Source organism: Erythrobacter sp. (assembly GCF_024305245.1).
Taxonomy (GTDB): domain Bacteria; phylum Pseudomonadota; class Alphaproteobacteria; order Sphingomonadales; family Sphingomonadaceae; genus Erythrobacter.
The window spans coordinates 186,146-204,122 of sequence record NZ_JAMWYX010000006.1 but is presented as its reverse complement, the minus strand read 5'-3'; the positions used below and the strand labels follow the sequence as shown (position 1 = coordinate 204,122).

Sequence of the window (17,977 nt, the reverse complement as noted above, 5' to 3'; positions counted from 1 at the left end):
CGCGAAACGCTGTCGCCGTCCGGCCGGCTCCACCCCCCCACATTCAAGGAACCCCGCCATGAGCAACATTCTCTACATCACCGCCAGCATCCGTCCGGACGGCGACAGCGTTTCGCGCGGTCTCGGTCAGCGCCTCGTCGAAGGCCTTGCCGCCAAGACGGGCGCGAACGTCACCACCCGCGATCTCGCCGCGAACGACATTCCCTATGTCAGCGCCGAGCGGTTTGCTGCGAACCTTGCCCCCGCTGCCGAGCGCACGCCCGAGCAGGTCGAACTCGCCGCCATCGCAGATGAACTGATCGCCGAATTGCAGGCCGCCGACACCATCGTTCTCGCAAGCCCCGTCTATAATTTCGGCCCGCCCGCAACGCTCAAGGCGTGGGCCGATCTGGTGGCGCGCGCCGGAACGACCTTCCGCTACACGCCGACCGGCCCCGAAGGCCTGCTGACCGGCAAGAAGGCCTATCTCGCCATCGCCAGCGGCGGCACCCCGATGGGCAGCGACATCGACTTCATGAGCCGCTGGCTGACCTTCTTCCTCGGCTTTCTGGGCATCAGCGATGTGGAAATCGTCGCCGCCGACGGGATCATGGGCGAAGGCGGCGAGGAAAAGATCGCCGCTGCGCAGGAAGCCGCGCTGAAGCTTGCCGCCTGAGGCTACTGGGGGCGGGTACACCGGGTCGCACCGGCCCCCGGTGACTCTTGAATTTTTGACGCCGTTACAGCCGCGGGCGCACCAGCAGCGGTTTGAAGATATTGCGGCTCGGGCGCACCACGATGATGGCCACGCCCGCCAGCGCCATCGCCCCGCCCGCCAGCAGCGGCCAACCGATCTCGTCGCCGGTCAACCATGTGCCGAAAGCAATCGTCAGCAGCGGGGTGAGCAAAGTCAGCGGCACGATCAGGTTGGCATCATGCGCCTGAAACAGCTTGAAATAGGCCGAATGTGCGCCGACCGAGACCACCAGCCCTGCAAACACCACGCACGCCGCCACCGCCAGCGGTGCGGCGCGCACGGCTTCGATCTGGCCGCTCTCCAGCGCCAGTGAGGCGGGCAGCATCACCGCCAGCGAAGCCACCGCCGCCCACGCCTGAAGCGCGACCGAGCCGATCGTCAGCCGCTTGACGAACACCGAGGCGAAGGCGCCCATCAGCACGCCGCCGAACGCGAAGGCGAGTCCGATCAGACTGCCCGATGCCGAGGGTGAGCCGATTGCCAGCCCCACGCCACCCAATGCCAGCGCCATCCCGACCCCGCGCCGCCAGCGCACTTCCTCGCCGAGGAACAGGATCGCGAACAGCACGGTCAGCGGCGCCCCTGCAAGGTTGACGATCCCCACGGCCGATGGGCTCGCGGTCTGCAGTCCGACGAATTGCAGCCCGAAACTGCCTCCGGTAATGGCGAAGCCGATGCCCAGCACCCACGGCAGGCGCGCCGGGATCTGCCGCAGCAACGGGAACAGCACCACCAGCACCATGGCCGAACGCAGCACGGTATAGAACAGCGGCGGCAGGCCGAGCGTGCTCACCGCGATCTTGCTGACCACGACATTCAGAGCCCATGCGACGTTGCAGAACAACATGATCGCCAGCGCCGATAAAGGCAGGCCGCCGGGCTTCGAAACGGCAACCATCAGCTGTGGTTGTCGCCGAACACCTCGCTCGCGACGTCGGCGGGCAGGCTTTCGCGCAGCTGCTCGCGCCACACCGTCGCCACCGCATCCGACGGCGCGCGCCAATCACCGCGCGGCGATAATGCGCCGGCCGATGAAACCTTGGGTCCGTTAGGCAGCGCAGAACGCTTGAACTGCGAAAAGCCGAAGAAGCGGTGCAGAAACTTGTCGAGCCAGCGGGCGATGGTCGGCAGCGAATATTCGTTCTTGCGCGCGTCGGGGAAGCCTGCCGGCCACTCGCCGCCTTCGCGCTCCCGCCACGCGTGCCATGCCAGGAACGCCACCTTCGAAGGGCGCTGCCCGAAGCGGATCACGTGGTGGAGGAAGAAGTCGTTGAGTTCGTAAGGGCCAATCAACTCCTCGGTCGACTGGATCTGCCCGTCCGCGCCCGGTGGCACCAGTTCGGGCGAAATCTCGGCATCCAGGATCGCGCCCAGCACTTCGCCGCAGGCATCGGTGAATTGCCCGGTCGCGATCACCCAGCGGATCAGATACTGGATCAGCGTCTTGGGCACGCCCGCGTTGACCCCGTAATGGCTCATGTGGTCGCCCACACCGTAGGTGCACCAGCCCAGCGCCAGTTCGGACAGGTCGCCGGTGCCGATCACGAAGCCCTTGTGCTGCCCGGCAAGGCGGAACAGGTAGTCGGTGCGCAGCCCAGCCTGCACGTTCTCGAAGGTCACATCGTGCACCGGTTCTCCGGCGGCGAAGGGATGGCCGATATCTTCCAGCATCTTCGTGGCGGCAGGGCGGATGTCGATTTCGTCCGCGGTGATTTCCATCGCCGCCATCAGCCGGTGCGCGTTCGACTTCGTCCCTTCCGACGTGCCGAAGCCGGGCATGGTATAGCCGCGAATGGTGCTTCGCGGCAGGCCGAGGCGGTCGCAGGCCTTGGCCGCCACGATCAGCGCATGGGTGCTGTCGAGCCCGCCCGAAATACCGATGACGAGGCTCTTGCTGCCGGTCGCCTCGAGCCGCCGCATCAGTGCATCGACCTGGATGTTGAACGCTTCGTAACAATCTTCGTCCAGCTTTTCGGGCCGCGCGGGCACGAACGGGAAGCGCGCAACCGGGCGCAGCAGGCCGATATCGCCCTCGGCATAGGTGTGTTCGAAGATGATCCGGCGATAGCTGTCTTCGGGGCGACCTGCCCATTCGGCGGCATCGGCGTAGGTCTGGTTGCGCATCCGCTCGGCAGCCAGCCGATCGGTATCAATGTCGACCACACACAATTCGCCTGACAGGTCGAACCGCGCGCTCTGGGCCATCAGATCGCTCATTTCGTATACCACGCCCTGACCGTCCCATGCGAGATCGGTGGTGCTTTCGCCGTGGCCGCTGGCGGAATAGACATAGGCGGCGATTGCGCGGCTGGCGCTGGAGCGGCAATGCAGGTGGCGATCATCCGCGCGTCCGATGGTGATCGGAGAGGCGGACAGGTTGCACAGGATCAGCGCGCCCGCGAGCGCAGCAGTCATCCCCGGCGGGATCGGCGCCCAGTAGTCCTCGCAGATTTCCACCCCGAAGCGGAAGCCGGGAAGGTTGGCGGCGGCAAACACCAGATCGGTGCCGAACGGCACTTCCTCGCCCGCCACCGCGATCCACAGATCGGTGCAACCGCGCCCGTGTGCGAAGTGGCGCTTTTCGTAGAATTCGCGGTAATTGGGCAGGAAGCTTTTGGGCACCACGCCGAGAATCTGCCCGCCCGCGATCACCACCGCGCAATTATACAGCTTGTCCCCGCGGCGCAGCGGCGCGCCCAGCACCAGCACCGGGTTGAGATCGGCCGATGCCGCGACCACCTCGGCCAGCGCCCGTTCGACGCGCGCCAGCAGCGCATCCTGCAACAACAGATCGTCGATCGCGTAGGATGACAGCGTCAGTTCGGGGAACACCACCAGATCGACATTCGCCGCGTGCGCCTTGCGCGCTTCCTCCAGCACGCCTGCGGTGTTGTGGGGAACATCGGCCGGGCGGCTGCACGGAGTCGCCGTGGCGACGCGCACGAAGCCGTGTTCGTGCATATCGTAAAAGGGGTGGCCCTGCGTCATCCGCTCGCGTCTCCTGCTTCGCGCGGGCTGTAACGTGCGCGGGCCCCGCTGCCTAGGGTTCAAGCCTCAGTCGGCATCGCCAGTCTGAAGTTCGTGCAGGTCGCCGCATTCCTCCAGAAATGCGATCAGCCCGCGTTCGGGGCGCGTCAACCAGCGGGTCGCGCGTGGCAGGTGCAGCCCTTCGCGCCATGTCTCCTGCCCCTCGATCCGCGCGATCACCGCGGGGTGGACATAGGCACTGCGCGCAATCGCCGGAGTGTTGCCGAGATGCTCGGCGACGTGATCGAGCATTTCGCCCAGCTTCACTCGGCCGGTGCCGGTCGCCAGCTTCTCGAAAGCGAGCGCGCTGGCGTGGAAGGTGCGGAAATGCTTGGCCGAGAAATCCTCCCCCATCGTTTCGCGCATATAGGCGTTGACGTCGGCGGAGGTTACGGGACGCACCACGCCGTCCTCATCCTCGTAGCGGAACAGGTGATCGTCATCGCTGTCGTCCAGATCCTGCATCCGGCGCACCGCCCGCGCCAGCCGGGCATCGGTCAGATCGATGTCGCGCTCCTTACCGCCCTTGCCGACGAAATGGAGGGCGATCCGCCGCACGCCCACTTCGGCATGATCGCTGCGCAGCGTGGTCGCGCCGTAGCTTTCGTTGGTGCGCGCGTAATGCTCGTTGCCGATGCGGATCGCCGATACGTCGAGCAACCGCACCACCGCCGCCAGCGCCCGAGTGCGGGTGACGCGCGGCTGGCTCAGGTCTTCGTCCACCCGTTTACGCATCAGCGGCAGCAGCTTGCCGAAGGCCGCGCAGGCATCATATTTCGCACTTTCGCGCGCCTCGCGGAAACCGGGGTGATAGCGATACTGCTTGCGCCCGGCATCGTCATATCCGGTGGCAAGGATATGGCCGTTGTCGACCGGGCAGAACCACGCGTCGGAATAGGCGGGCGGCAGCGCAATGGCGCTGAGCCGCGCGCGTTCGCCGGGATCGCGGATCAGCTCTCCGGCCGGGTCGTAATAGGCCCAGCCCTTGCCCGCACGCCTGCGGGTGATGCCGGGAAGATCGTCGTCGACATAGACCAGCTTTTCCATCGCCAAGCAAAAGCGGCCCGGCGCAGCGATGTTCCACCTTGCGCCGCGCCGCTCCGCACGCCAGCTATGGTTTCGAGACAGCGCGCATTTCCCGCGCGCCCAAAGGAGTGATCCCCATGGCCGATGCAACCTACACGCCGCCCGAGGTCTGGAACCCCGAGACTGTGTCCGGCGGGCGCTTTGCCGGGATCAACCGCCCCACTGCCGGAGCGCGCGAGGACCGCGAGTTGCCGGTCGGCGAACACCCGTTCCAGCTCTATTCGCTCGCCACCCCCAACGGCGTGAAGGCGACGGTGATGCTGGAAGAACTACTCGAGGCGGGCCACACGGGCGCCGAATATGACGCGTGGACCGTCAACATCGGTGACGGCGAACAATTCACCAGCGGCTTTGTGGCTGCGAACCCCAATTCCAAGATCCCCGCGCTGATCGACCGCAGCGGTGAAGCACCGTTCCGGGTGTTCGAAAGCGGGGCAATCCTCGTCCACCTCGCGGAGAAGTTCGGCGCATTCCTGCCGACCGATCCCGCGGCCCGCGCCGAGGTGCTTTCCTGGGTGTTCTGGCAGGTCGGCACCGGCCCCTTCATCGGCGGCGGGTTCGGCCATTTCTACGCCTATGCGCCGGAAAAATACGAATATCCGATCAATCGCTATGCGATGGAAACCAAGCGCATCTTCGACGTGGCGGACCAGCGGCTCGCGGACAGCCGTTATCTTGGCGGGGACGAATACACCATCGCAGATATTGCCAATTTCCCGTGGCTCGCCCCTTTCACCACCGGCCACATCTACAATGATGCCAAGACCTTCCTCAGCATCGACGAGTACAAGAACGTGGGTCGCTGGGTGAAGGAGATCGCGGCGCGTCCGGCGGTGAAGCGCGGGCGGATCGTCAACAAGGTCTGGGGCGATGAAGACACCCAGATGAAGGAACGCCATTCAGCCGCCGATTTCGAAGGCAAGCGGCTGGTTTCGGGCCCACCGGTTTGAAACATCGGCGAAGGGCTGTGCACTCGTGCGCTTTCAGCCCCTTCACAACGCGAAATCACGCGCTATAGAGCGCGGCTCTGCTGGGGTGTAGCCAAGCGGTAAGGCACCGGTTTTTGGTACCGGCATGCGCAGGTTCGAATCCTGCCACCCCAGCCAGCGCTTTCTTCAGATTCAAGCGTCTGACAAATAACGGGTTTCTCTTCGAGTCAAAACCCCGTGGCACCCTGCCGTGGCACCCTGTCGTGGCCTTGATTTCGGCACCATGATTCGAGCTGATTCCGAGCGCAAGATGCGCATCGCATTCGAACGGTCTTTCCACACGGAAATACACAGCTTCTTTCGGGCCAAGCCATAAGCCGGGCTAGCAAGGGTGGGAAAAAAGCCTCAGGTCCCGAGGCCCGGGCCCACCCGGAACGGTTTACGCCCGCACTCCTCGCAGCGCAGGCGTCCAGCAACAGCTTCCACCCGATAGCTCAGTTTTCGTTTTTGACATGCCGCGATGATGTGGCGAGGATCAGCGCTCACGATGCGTCCGCAGGCGCATTCAATCCTCAATTTATAGCTATGCCGGGCGAAGTCGGCCAGCGTATCGAGGCGTTTGCTGCTCATTTGTCCTGATAGAACATTTGCAGAACAGGTGTTCAAGGCAAGACACACGAATTTGTGTGGAGCCTGTGTGCCGGTGGTGGGCAGCCCGATGGGCCCTTAGGGCCGGCCCTAGGGATTGAAACCTGCTGAAGACGGCAGATTTGCGCTTGCACTCCAGTCACTGGGTCCCGGCTGCCGGCAGCCTGCAAGCGAACAACGTCATTCACCGGTCTGAATGGCCTCGTCTGGGACAAAATTGCCAATCGTCACAGCGTGCCGGAACGACCGGTTCTGCCGAAACCAGCGGTTCGTGAAGCGGCGAGGATGGCCTCGGAGCGCGGCTGCAATGGGGCCTCTTGTTGAATGACAGGCTCTGGCCAATGATGGGAGAAAGCTGCGGCGGCTTTCGCACAGGATGATCTGTTCGCCTCCAAACCGCCGCAAGTATCCGCTAGGCAACTCATTGCTTGAACCGCGCTGACAAACAATCCATTCAATGCATTGCGATACAAGCCGGCAAGGCCTTGGTGGCCACGCAATTTTTTCCGGTGCTCCTGCTCGACCAAGAGAGGACTGTTGATGGGATTAGTGCACAAAGAGGACACTGCGGCCAGCCGGCCCGATGAGCTTCACAAAGAAATCGAAAGGGAGCTTGAACTCAGCGATGAACTTGTCGCCGAGACCTACGATCTTCTTCGAAGCATTGCCTCGCGTCATTTACGCAATGGTGCGCCGATTCCCACGTTGAACACGACCTTGGTCGTCCACGAGGCATGGGAAAAACTATCGCGCGACGAAGAGCGCCGGTTTGCGAACGAAAACCATTTCCTTGCGACAGCATCGCGTGTGATGCGCCAGATCATCATCGATTATGCACGGCGCAAGCTCGCCAGCAAGCGAGGTGCCGGCAGCGAGCATGTATGTCTGGACAATCAGCAGCTCGCCGAACCGGAACCCGAGGTCCAACTGCTTGAACTGGAGGCCGCACTTGCCCGTCTCGCCAAGCACGCTCCTCATCTCGAACGACTGGTCGAGTATCGCTTTTTCGCAGGACTGACCATGCGGCAAGCAGCCGAAATGACCAACCGTCCGCTTCGAACAGTAGAACGCGATTGGGAACGTGCCCGCGCCTACCTGGCCGCTTACATCACGTCGCACTAGCGAAGACCAAATCCTTGCGGGTTTTCCAGAAGGTTTCGGAAGGCAAAAGGCTCCAGCGATGAAATTTGAACAAGCGCGCCATTTCGAACAATCGATCGTAGCGGCGATCCGGTGAATATCGGGGGTGGGCCGTCATGGGGAATTTGGGCGACAAATGGATGGATGACTGGGATTCAATCGATGCCTCTTTCCTGACCGCGCTTGACCTTCCGGCATCTGAGCGGACCACTTGGCTTGAGGACGTATTCGGCTCAGATCAGAGCAAGATCGATCGGCTTGCGCGGTTGCTCGAAATCGGTGACGAACACACGGGCGTGTTCGAACGGCTCGAGGAGGCAAGGGACAGGGTCCTTGCTGAGGCGAACGATCTTGGATCCGTCTTCGCCGATCCCCGCATAGGCGCAGTTTATGGCGCGTGGCGAATTGTTCGATACATCGGACAAGGCGGCTGCGGCGTGATCTACGAAGCCGAGAGAGCCGATGGCCGGTATGAGAAAACCGGCGCTCTCAAGCTGATCCGCAGCGACGTGCGGGGGAGCGTGCTCGATCATTTCATGAAAGAGCGCCGGATATTGTCGCGCTTCGACCATCCCGGCCTGGTGGGTATCCTCGATGCCGGGGAAACAGCAACCGGAGCGCCATGGTTTGTGATGGACCTGATCGAGGGCAGGAATATCATCGACCATTGCAAATTCGAGCGCCTCTCGCTTGAAGGAAGGCTGGCGCTCGTCGCCGATGTCGCAGAAGCGCTCCAAGCCGCGCATTCGCGGCTGGTCATTCACCGTGACATCAAGCCCGACAATATCATCGTGACGGAGTCGGGCCGCGCCAGATTGGTGGATTTTGGGATCGCCAGCTTGGCAGCCGATGAAGATGGCACCACCGGACCTGCAGCCATGACTCCGCACTACGCCTCGCCCGAACAGCAGCAACTTGCAGACATCACCACGGCGAGCGACATCTATCAGCTGGGCCGCGTCCTCGGAGACCTGTGCGCCCCTTTCGCCCCGCACACACAGCAGCTCGAAGCGGTCGTCGCGAAGGCCACGCACCACGACCCCCGGCAACGCTACGATACTGCGGCTGGCTTCGAAGACGACATGCGGCGTGTGATCCGGGGCGATCCGCCTTCGGCGCGCCCTGACACGCGGATCGAGGCGGCGATGAGGCTGGTCTGGCGTCACAAGGTCGTCTCCGCGCTTCTCGTCATGCTCGGTGCGGGAACGATCGCGTGGTTCGCAACCGTGAACCTCTATGTGAAAGAGCTCGAAACGCAGCGCGACGAGACGCTTGCCGCGGTTGATCGGGCGGAGCGGGGACGAAGTGTTCTGCTCGACATTTTCCGTCGCCTAGATCCGCTTCAGGACGACGGGTCCGGATCGGTCAGGATCACCCTGGACGACATCGTCGTGCCGGTGCTTGCCGATATGCGCGAGACGATGGCAGACGATCCGCTGCTGCAGGCGGAACTGCTGGCCTGGGCAGCAACCCTAAGCGAGAGGTCGGGAAACGAACCCGAGGCGCGCGAATACCTTCGCAAGGCCGCGGGTCTTCTGGAAGCGTCGGCACATGCCGACACGACCGTTTATGCCGATGTCCTGGCCTACAAGGGCGCGCTTCAGGTAGCCGCAGGGGAGACAGATCAGGGCAAGGACAATATCCGGCGCGCGCTGGCGCTGGCGCTGGCAGCGCCGGAGAATGACAGATTTGCCCTTTCGACGCTGCTCCGGGCCGCCCACGCGGAACGGGGCGACTGGGCGGCGCAGCGCGAGCTCTTCGATGCGGCCCTGCAGCGCCTGGATGCCGGGCCCGCGAATTCCGAAATCGAGGTGCGGACGGGACTCGGGCGCGCGCTCCTCGAACTCGGGGAAGGCGAAAGCGCCGAGGCGCATGTCCTGCGAGCAGTGGAGGTGGCGGAAACCGATTACGGACCTTCGCATCCGCGCCTCGCGTTGCCGCTGTCGGTTCTGGCAAAGACCCGGCGCTGGCGCGGCGATGTCGAAGGTTCGATTGCCGCGCATCGCCGAGCCTATGATATATCGCTCGCCGCGTTCGGCCCTGCTTACAAGTCGACACTGTCGCATCAGAACAACCTGGCTCTGGCCCTGGCAGATTCAGGCCAGACCGGCGAGGCGCTGGCCCTGCTCAATCGGCTGGCGGATCAATACCGGCGCCTTGGCAGCGGCAAGCAGCGCGATGTCGGCGAGACCTTGCAGAACCTCGCCACGGTTCAGTTGCGAGCGGGGCAACCAGCGGCGGCCCTGCGCTCGATCGACCGGGCGCAAGCGATCTTCGATGATCAGGTTTCCGAAGGCTCGGCGCTGCGGGCTTTTCCATTGCTCACGCGATCGGAAGCCCTGCTTGCGTTGAGGCGCTATCCCGAGGCGCGGGAAACCGCGCAAGCGGCGTTCGAGATACTCTCGGTTGCCTTGCCGCAGGGCCATTTCGCGACCGAGGTCGCGCGCTGCCGTGTCGGCCTCGCGCTCTCGGAGCAAGGGCAGCGCGCGGCCGGAAGCGCGCATATCCGCACTGCGCTTGCCGCTCTGTCAGCGAACAAGAGCACGCCCGTGCGCCATCTCGAGGGGTGTCGCAAGGCCGCACAGGCATTCGGCATCGACCGTTCAGTCTAGCCATTTGGCGGGAACCCCCAGCCTTTTACGTAAAGTAGACTGAAGCCCTTTTCCGGCCGTCGAGGCAGCGACCTCGCAGGCAGCTGGAGGGCGGATGTTGTCTGACGTTGGGGGAATTATGCTTAGCTTTGGAAAACCGTCCTTCGTGAAACTGCCCGCGTCATCTGATGGCATGAGCGGCCTGCGCAAGACCCGCTCCTCCGGGCAATTCCGCAGCGGTGCGATCTCCCGGCGCGCCATCTTCAGGTCGGGGGCCGCCAGCCTCGTCATCGCAGCGGCATTAGGCGCTGGAAACGCCGTTGCCCAGGAAAACAAATGGGAAGGCGATGCAAGTCAGGACTGGTATAATGATGAAAACTGGTCGGATAATAGCGCCCCGGTGGGCGATGGCCAATCGGATGAAGTCATTGTTGACACCGAGCGGGACGCCTCGCCCGTCATCGAGTTTTTCGACGATCCTTCTGGATTGGACCGGGCCGCGTCTTCCCTTTCCGCGACAATCGGTTCCATCGGACGCGGCGAACTGACCATTCGCAATGCCGGTTCCTATCGCATCGGAAGCGGGGGATTGACGCTGGGTGATCAGGCCGGGGCGGACGGGCTTGTGACGATCGCGGGCAACGGCTCAAGCCTCAACATCAGCGGCAGATTCAGCTATGTGGGCAGGAGTGGCCGCGGCACGCTTGCTGTTCAGAACGGCGCCGACTTCGAAAATGATACGACAGTGATCGGTTTTGCCCCCAACAGCGAGGGGCAGGTCACCGTCAGCGGATCGGGTTCGACCTGGACCGGAATCCGGACGCAGTTGACGACCTTTCCCAGCATTTTCGTCGGAAGCGCAGGCACCGGCGTCCTGACGATCGAGAACGGCGGCACCGTGGTCGATATGTCCTCGGTCCATATCGGATTGGAAGCGGGCGGGAACGGCACGGTCACCGTGACCGGTGCCAATGCGCTGCTGGAATCGGGCAGCTTCTTCATCGGCGGGGGCACTACGAGTTCGGAAACCGGAACAGGCACCTTGGTCATCAGTGATGGCGGGACGGTCAGCAGTTTCGAGACTTTCATCGGCCGGAGGGGGAGCGGCTCGGCTTCGGTAAGCGGTGCGGAATCCAACTGGGACATCAACGGGACGATCTATATCGGCGAACGGAATGCCGGAACGCTGGCTATCACGGATGGCGGGGTCGTGACGGCAAAGGCCGGCATCCTAGGCCGCAGCAGCGGAGGAAGCGGTGCGGCACTGGTCAGCGGCTCGGGATCCCGGTGGGATGTTTCGGGCGATCTGTTCGTCGGCGCACAAAGCGAAGGCTCGCTGACGTTGAGCGACGGCGGGCACGTGTCCGTCGGCGGCACCCTCAACATTGCCGAACAGAACGCATTCGGCACGCCCAGCACCGGCACGGTCTTCATCGGCTCAGATACCGCCCCTGCCGGCGCCGGCACGATCGCGGCAAGCGAAATCCTGTTCGGCGAGGGCGAAGGCACGCTCGTCTTCAACCACACCGGCACCGCGCATCAGTTCGATACATCGCTTAGTAGCGTGGCGGATGGACAAGGCACCCTGTCCCATCGCGCGGGCACAACGCTGCTGACCGCCGACAGTTCGGCATTCTCGGGTGCGACGCGGATCTCGGGCGGCACGGTCCTGCTGACGGGGGATCTGGGCGGTTCGGTCTCTTTGGACAGCATCGGTCCGGAGCTGGCGGCGCTGGGCGGCACCGGCAGGCTGGGCGGTGATCTGACCGTTACGAACGGGCTGCTGCGGCCCGGGATTGAGGAAGGCACGCTGACGATCGACGGCAACTTGGCTCTGGGAAGCGGGGCGAAGTTGCGCTTCGATCTGGGCAGCCCTTCGGGCACGCCGGGCGTCGACAGCGATCTGCTGACGGTCGGGGGCGATCTTGTGCTCGACGGCACGCTGGACATCACCGATGTCGGCGGCTTCGGCGAAGGTCTTTATCGCCTGATCAATTACGGCGGTGTGCTGACCGATAACGGGCTGGCCATCGGTGCCAGCGTGCCAACAGGCTATGACGAGACGAACCTGACGGTTCAGACGGCCATGGCAGGGCAGATCAACCTGCTGGCCGGGCCGAGCAATGATCCGGGCAGCAATCCCATAGGATTGGCGTTCTGGAACGGCACGCGGACCGTGGCGAATGGCAGCATCGCGGGCGGCTTTGGCACGTGGTCGGCAAGCGGAACCAACTGGACCAATGCCGACGGATCGCAGGCTGGAGCCTATGACCCCGATGCAATGCTGATATTTGCCGGCGAGCCCGGGCTCGTGACCGTGGACGCCAGCGCAGGCCCAATCACGACCCGCGGGCTGCAATTCGCCGTGACGGACTACGGCATCACCGGCGATGCGATCACGCTTGTTGGCGATGTCACGATCCGGGTCGGTGACGGCACGGCATTGGGCGCGGCGATGACCGCATTGATCGATAGCGACCTTGTCGGCGAAGGGATGCTGATCAAGGATGATCTCGGCACGCTTATCCTGAACGGACAGGGCAATGCCTACGAAGGCGGCATCATGGTCAAGGCCGGCATGCTGGTGGGCAACGGCAACAGCTTGCGCGGCGATATCGTCAATGAGGGTATCGTCCAGTTCAGCGATGATGCCGGGTCGGTTTATTTCGGCAACATCACAGGCACCGGCATCGTCACCAAGACCGGCCTCGCCGAGACCACCATCCTGGGCGCCAACACCTATAGCGGGGGCACCTTCATCCAGGACGGGACCTTGCGCGGCAATACGCTCAGCCTTCAGGGCGAAATCACGATCGGCCAGTTCGGCGCGCTGGTTTTCGATCAGGATCTTGAGGGCACCTTTGCCGGCCAGATCGGCGGGGACGGTAGGCTTGAGAAATTCGGTGAAGGCCTTGTGCGGCTGGCCGGAACCACCAGCCACACCGGCGGCACCACGCTGGCCGAAGGCATTCTGGTGGGCACGACCGACAGTCTGCAGGGGCAGATCTTCGCGGAGGCGGGCACGATCCTGGCGTTCGATCAGGACTTCGACGGAACCTTCGCCGGCCTTCTGGGCGGTGAGGCGATTCTCTTGAAGGCCGGCACCGGAACGCTCACCCTAGCCCCGGGCGACTACAGCTTTTTCGGGGGCGTGGTGGAGGTCAATGGCGGCACGCTGGTGATAGATGCGCTGATTGGCAAGGACGGCATCCGCGTCAATCCGAACGGCCGGCTTGAGGGCAATGTCCGAACGCTGGCGGGCAATATCGTCGCCAACGGAACGCTGGCGATCACCGAGGACAGCGAGGGAACCTATGGCTTCCGGCTTTCGGGCGATGACGGGGGGTTGTTCATCAAAGAGGGCGCAGGCGTGCTGCGCCTCACGGGCGAAAATGACTTCAGCGGGTTGACCGAGATCCGCGCCGGGATGCTCGCCGGCACCACGCAGAGCCTGACGGGCAATTACAATGTGTCAGGCGACACGGCGCTCATCTTCGAGCAGAACGGGAACGGCACCTTCGCGGGCACCATCGCCGGGACAGGGTCGGTCTTTAAGCGCGGCGAAGGCGAAGTGCACCTCACCGGCAGCGCCAGCGTTACTGGCGGCATCTTTATCGAAGACGGCATCCTGCGCGGCAACACCAGCAGCCTTAAGGGCAATATCGATACGGGCACGTCGGCCTCCAACCGGTTGATCTTCGATCAGGACGCCGACGGCACCTTTGCGGGAGAAATCAGCGGGCAAGGCAGCCTTGTGAAGGTCTCTGCCGGCCGGGTCCGGCTCACCGGCGGCGTCGAACTTGGCGTTGACAGCTTCGTTCTCGGCGGCACGCTGGAAGGCACGACCGAAAATCTCGCTGGCTTCATCTCGGTGGCCGAGAACGCCACGCTCCTCATCGATCAGGACCAGGACGGCAGCTTCATTGCGGACCTGGCGGGCGACGGTATTCTGGCCAAGCGCGGTGCCGGCGTCGTGACCTTGAACGGTCCGATGGACCTCTTCGAGGGCACAGTGGAGGTTCGCAGCGGCACGCTGGTGGTGGAAACCGCAGCCGAAAAGGCCGACTTCGACATTCTTTCGCCCGGATCGCTGATCGGCACCGCCGATACGCTGCTGGGCGATATCGATGCCGATGGCACCCTCACGATCATAGCGGATAGCGCGGGCACACTTGCAGGCCAGCTTTCGGGAAATGGCGGCGGCAAGATCATCAAGGAAGGCGCCGGTGTCCTCAGCCTCACGCAGGTCAATGATTTCCGTGGGCTCACCGAGATCCGCGCCGGGGGCGTGTCGGGGGACACGCAGAGCCTGACGGGCGACTATCTCCTGTCGGGCTCCGGCAGCACGCTCGCATTCGCGCAGGACAGCAACGGCAGCTTTGCGGGGACGATTGAAGGCATCGGCAGGGTAACAAAGTCCGGCACCGGCGAGGTGCACCTCTTCGGCTTCAACAGCTATACCGGCGGCACCTTCATCGAAGACGGCCTCCTGCGCGGGAATACCAGCAGTCTTCAAGGCAATATCGATACGGGCACGGATGCCACGAACCGGCTGATCTTCGATGAGGACAACTTCGGCACCTTTTTCGGCAATATCAGCGGGCAAGGCAGTGTTGTGAAGGTCTCCGCCGGCCGGGTCCGGCTCAGCGGCGCCGCCACGCACACCGGCGGCACCGCCGTGCTGGCGGGCATATTGGAGGGCACCACCGACAACCTGCAAGGGTTCATCTCGATCAGCGAGAATGCGCAGCTGCGCATCGATCAAGACAGCAACGGCAGCTTTGCTGGCACGCTGCGCGGCAACGGCGATCTGGTCAAGGCCGGTGATGGCGTGGTGATACTTGACGGCAACGCAAACGATTTCCTCGGCAAAGTCGAGGTCAACAACGGCACGCTGGTGGCGCAAACCGCGATCGGACGGGGCGGCATCTCCATCGCCTCGCCAGGCAGCCTCAACGGAACCGTAGCGACGCTGGTGGGCGATATATCGCTCGCTGGCAGGCTGACGATCACCGAACAGGACGATGCGACCTATGCCGTCAGGCTTGCGGGCAATCCCAATGGTGTGTTCATCAAGGAAGGCGCAGGCATCCTGCGCCTGACGGGCGCAAACACCTTCCCCGGGCGAACCGACGTTCGGGGAGGCGTTCTGCTCGGCAACACCGCGAGCCTCACATCGAGCAGCTATATCCTGCTCGACGATACCCTGCTGGTCTTCAGCCAGGACGCAGACGGCACCTTTGGCGGCGAAGTCGTCGGTGCCGGCGCGCTTATCAAATCCGGCACGGGCGAATTGCGCCTGACCAGCGCCAACAGCTACACTGGCGGCACCACCATCGCCCAAGGCACCCTGCGCGGGAACTCCGACAGCCTTCAGGGAGATATCGACACAGGATTGTCTGCTTCGAATAACCTGATCTTCGATCAAAGCAGCGATGGCACCTATGCCGGAGCCATCAGCGGGGATGGAAGGCTGATTAAGGATGCTGCTGGTCAGCTGCATCTGGCCGGAATCACCAGCCATGACGGTGGCACATTTGTCCTCGGCGGCACCTTGTCGGGCACGACCGACAGCCTGCAAGGCTTTGTGTCGATCTTCGAGAACGCGACCCTCGGCTTCGATCAGGACAGCAACGGCACCTTCGCTGGGGTGCTTCAGGGAAGCGGCGCTCTCATCAAGGATGGAACCGGATCAGTCACGCTGACAGGGGATTCGTCGGGTTTTGCGGGTGAGACCGAAATTCTTGCCGGCGTTCTCGCCGTCACGGGCAGCCTTGGCGGATCCATCACAGTGACCGGCGGGGCCTTGAAAGGCACGGGAACCTTCGGAAACGTGGCAACCGGGAATGGTGCCACCTTCGCGCCGGGCAACTCGGTCGGCCAGACAAACGCTGCCGGCATGACTTTCGAAGCGGGATCCATTTTCGAAGTGGAACTTAACGATGGGGGTTTCGCCCGCGGCGTAAACAACGACACGGTCAGCGTCACTGGCAGCGCGACCCTCAACGGGGGCACTGTCGTCGTCATCCCGGAAAACGGGACCGACACGGGCGAAACCTATCTGCCGGGGACCTATACGATTCTGACCGCTGACGGCGGCGTCAACGGAGCCTTCGACGCGGTAACGGACGGATATGTCTTTCTCGATTTCGCCCTCGAATATGATCCGACGGCGGTCTACCTCAGGTCAAACCAGGTCGCCCGCTTCTCCGACATTGCGCTGACCGCCAATCAGGCTGGCATCGGCGGGACGCTCGATGCGCTCGGTGGCGGCAATGAGATCGTGACGGCACTGCTCGGTCAAACCGACGAAGCCGCGGCGCGGGATGCGCTGGATAGTCTGACGGGAGAGCTTTACGCCTCGCTCCCGGCGGTGCTTGTCGACCAGGCCCGGATCACTCGCGATGCCACCCGCGCCAGACACGGTGCGGTGCACGCGGATGCATTAGAACTGTGGATTCAGGGGCTCGCTGGCGACCAGCGCAGAGATGCCACGGATGGCACCGCCAGGCTCGAGCAAACGTGGCAAGGCTTTCTCGCGGGGGCGGATGCGGCGGTTATAGGCAACCTGCGGTTGGGCGCCTTCGCCGGCTATACCCATTCCGACACCGCTGTCGCCGACCGAGGTTCGACCGCATCGCTCGGCAGCACCCATCTGGGCGCCTATGCCGCAGGCCAGTTGGGCGGTTTTAGTCTCGAGGCCGGCGCGGATATCGCCTGGCACGATATCGATGCTAACAGGCTGATCAATTTCGGCGGTTTTTCGGACAGGCTGGAAAGTTCCTATTCCGCGCGCACAAGCCAGATCCACGCCGGATTGTCCTATAACTTCAAGGCTGGCAGCGCGATCATCGCACCGTTCGGCGAAATCGCTCGGGTCTGGCACTCCTCGGAAGGCTTTGCCGAAAACGGAGGTCCCGCAGCGCTGGAGGGTGAGGAGGTCGACAGCAGCGCTACCTTCACCACGCTTGGTGTTCGCTTCGGCGCCGGTTTCGCAATCGGCCGATCCCGGGCAGATTTCAACGCATCGGTTGGTTGGCGGCATGGGTTCGATGAGCCGGAAAGGTCAACACATGAACTGCGTGCGGGCGGCGACAGTTTTAAGGTATCAGGCGCTCTGATTGCACGAAACGCCTTGTCGCTGGGACTTGGCAGTCGGGTTAGCCTGTCTGACCGCGCGAGCCTTTCGGTTGGCTACAATGCTGATGTGGCTGATCGCTTTGAAAATCACAGCTTCCGGGCGGGAATATCTCTAGCCTTCTGACCGCGGCTCGCTGAATTGTCGAACAGCGACGATAGAAAAAGAGAGGACGCGGGTCATGGCGGGCACTGTTCCAGCTCTATCGCGATAGCCGCTTTCGGGTGATATTGGCCGTCGGTCCAACCGTCGGGACAAGGGCGCTTTGCCGACGGGGTCCTTGGGACCGATTGATCGGCACCTGTTGCCTGCAGCAGACGTTTGCCCTGACCGGTCTGCACGACCGGCTCTGGGTCGGGAGCCGTCACGGCTTAGATCGGGCCGCGAATGTCGGCTTTGCCGCCCTTCTGAAAAAATCCTGCCGTTCAGCAACCGACCCCAATTCAGACATTGGCTGCCGATCGAAAAGCGACCGCTGCCGCGCTAACGCCGAGGAACCAACGCTGCGAACTGCTTGCTGGAAGAGACGCCGCGAAGGTTCTGACAATCGCAGCCTGGACATCCGTTAGCGGTAAGTCGATTCGCGGGTGCAACGTCGGCTTATCGTGCCTGAAGCACGTCTGAAATTCACAGCCGAAAGCCGCGGATTTCTGCGATTTCTGGAAAAGTGCAAATTTTTCAT

Annotated in this window: 9 protein-coding genes and 1 tRNA gene; 6 read left to right on the top strand and 4 right to left on the bottom strand. The window is 63.2% G+C overall.

What is annotated here, in order from left to right; genetic code table 11:
• Positions 1–58 precede the first annotated feature (58 nt).
• Positions 59–655, top strand: coding sequence for an NAD(P)H-dependent oxidoreductase (locus Q0L48_RS10740; RefSeq protein ID WP_296720742.1), 597 nt, complete (start codon positions 59–61; stop codon positions 653–655).
• A 64-nt stretch (positions 656–719) separates the two neighbouring features.
• On the opposite strand, the gene Q0L48_RS10735 is transcribed toward Q0L48_RS10740, so the two are convergent.
• From Q0L48_RS10735 to Q0L48_RS10725, 3 genes are all read right to left on the bottom strand, one after another.
• Positions 720–1,634 carry a DMT family transporter gene (locus tag Q0L48_RS10735; protein ID WP_296720738.1) on the bottom strand — a complete coding sequence of 305 codons (915 nt, stop codon included), beginning with the start codon at positions 1,632–1,634 and terminating at the stop codon, positions 720–722.
• Positions 1,634–3,724 carry an NAD(+) synthase gene (locus Q0L48_RS10730; protein WP_296720735.1) on the bottom strand — a complete coding sequence of 697 codons (2,091 nt, stop codon included), beginning with the start codon at positions 3,722–3,724 and terminating at the stop codon, positions 1,634–1,636. Before Q0L48_RS10730 ends, Q0L48_RS10735 begins: the two co-directional genes overlap by 1 nt.
• 66 nt (positions 3,725–3,790) lie before the next feature.
• Positions 3,791–4,810, bottom strand: a complete 1,020-nt coding sequence (locus Q0L48_RS10725; RefSeq protein ID WP_296720764.1) for a DNA topoisomerase IB — start codon at positions 4,808–4,810, stop codon at positions 3,791–3,793.
• Positions 4,811–4,926: 116 nt separating this feature from the next.
• Here Q0L48_RS10725 and yghU point away from each other — a divergent pair, with 116 nt between their 5' ends.
• Together yghU and Q0L48_RS10715 are read left to right on the top strand one after the other, a co-directional pair.
• Complete coding sequence (gene yghU, locus Q0L48_RS10720) at positions 4,927–5,799, top strand: glutathione-dependent disulfide-bond oxidoreductase (RefSeq protein ID WP_296720732.1); 873 nt, start codon at positions 4,927–4,929, stop codon at positions 5,797–5,799.
• An 81-nt stretch (positions 5,800–5,880) separates the two neighbouring features.
• Positions 5,881–5,955: transfer RNA gene (locus tag Q0L48_RS10715), tRNA-Gln, on the top strand.
• Between the two features lie 228 nt (positions 5,956–6,183).
• On the opposite strand, the gene Q0L48_RS10710 is transcribed toward Q0L48_RS10715, so the two are convergent.
• Entirely contained in the window at positions 6,184–6,408 is a 225-nt protein-coding gene (locus Q0L48_RS10710; RefSeq protein ID WP_296720729.1) for a hypothetical protein, read from the bottom strand.
• A gap of 558 nt (positions 6,409–6,966) precedes the next feature.
• Between Q0L48_RS10710 and Q0L48_RS10705 the strand changes: the two genes are divergently transcribed.
• From Q0L48_RS10705 to Q0L48_RS10695, 3 genes are all read left to right on the top strand, one after another.
• Complete coding sequence (locus tag Q0L48_RS10705) at positions 6,967–7,548, top strand: ECF-type sigma factor (RefSeq protein ID WP_296720761.1); 582 nt, start codon at positions 6,967–6,969, stop codon at positions 7,546–7,548.
• Positions 7,549–7,706: 158 nt separating this feature from the next.
• Positions 7,707–10,178, top strand: coding sequence for a serine/threonine-protein kinase (locus tag Q0L48_RS10700; RefSeq protein ID WP_296720726.1), 2,472 nt, complete (start codon positions 7,707–7,709; stop codon positions 10,176–10,178).
• 145 nt (positions 10,179–10,323) lie between these two features.
• Entirely contained in the window at positions 10,324–17,421 is a 7,098-nt protein-coding gene (locus tag Q0L48_RS10695; protein WP_296720724.1) for an autotransporter-associated beta strand repeat-containing protein, read from the top strand.
• Positions 17,422–17,977: the final 556 nt, after the last annotated feature.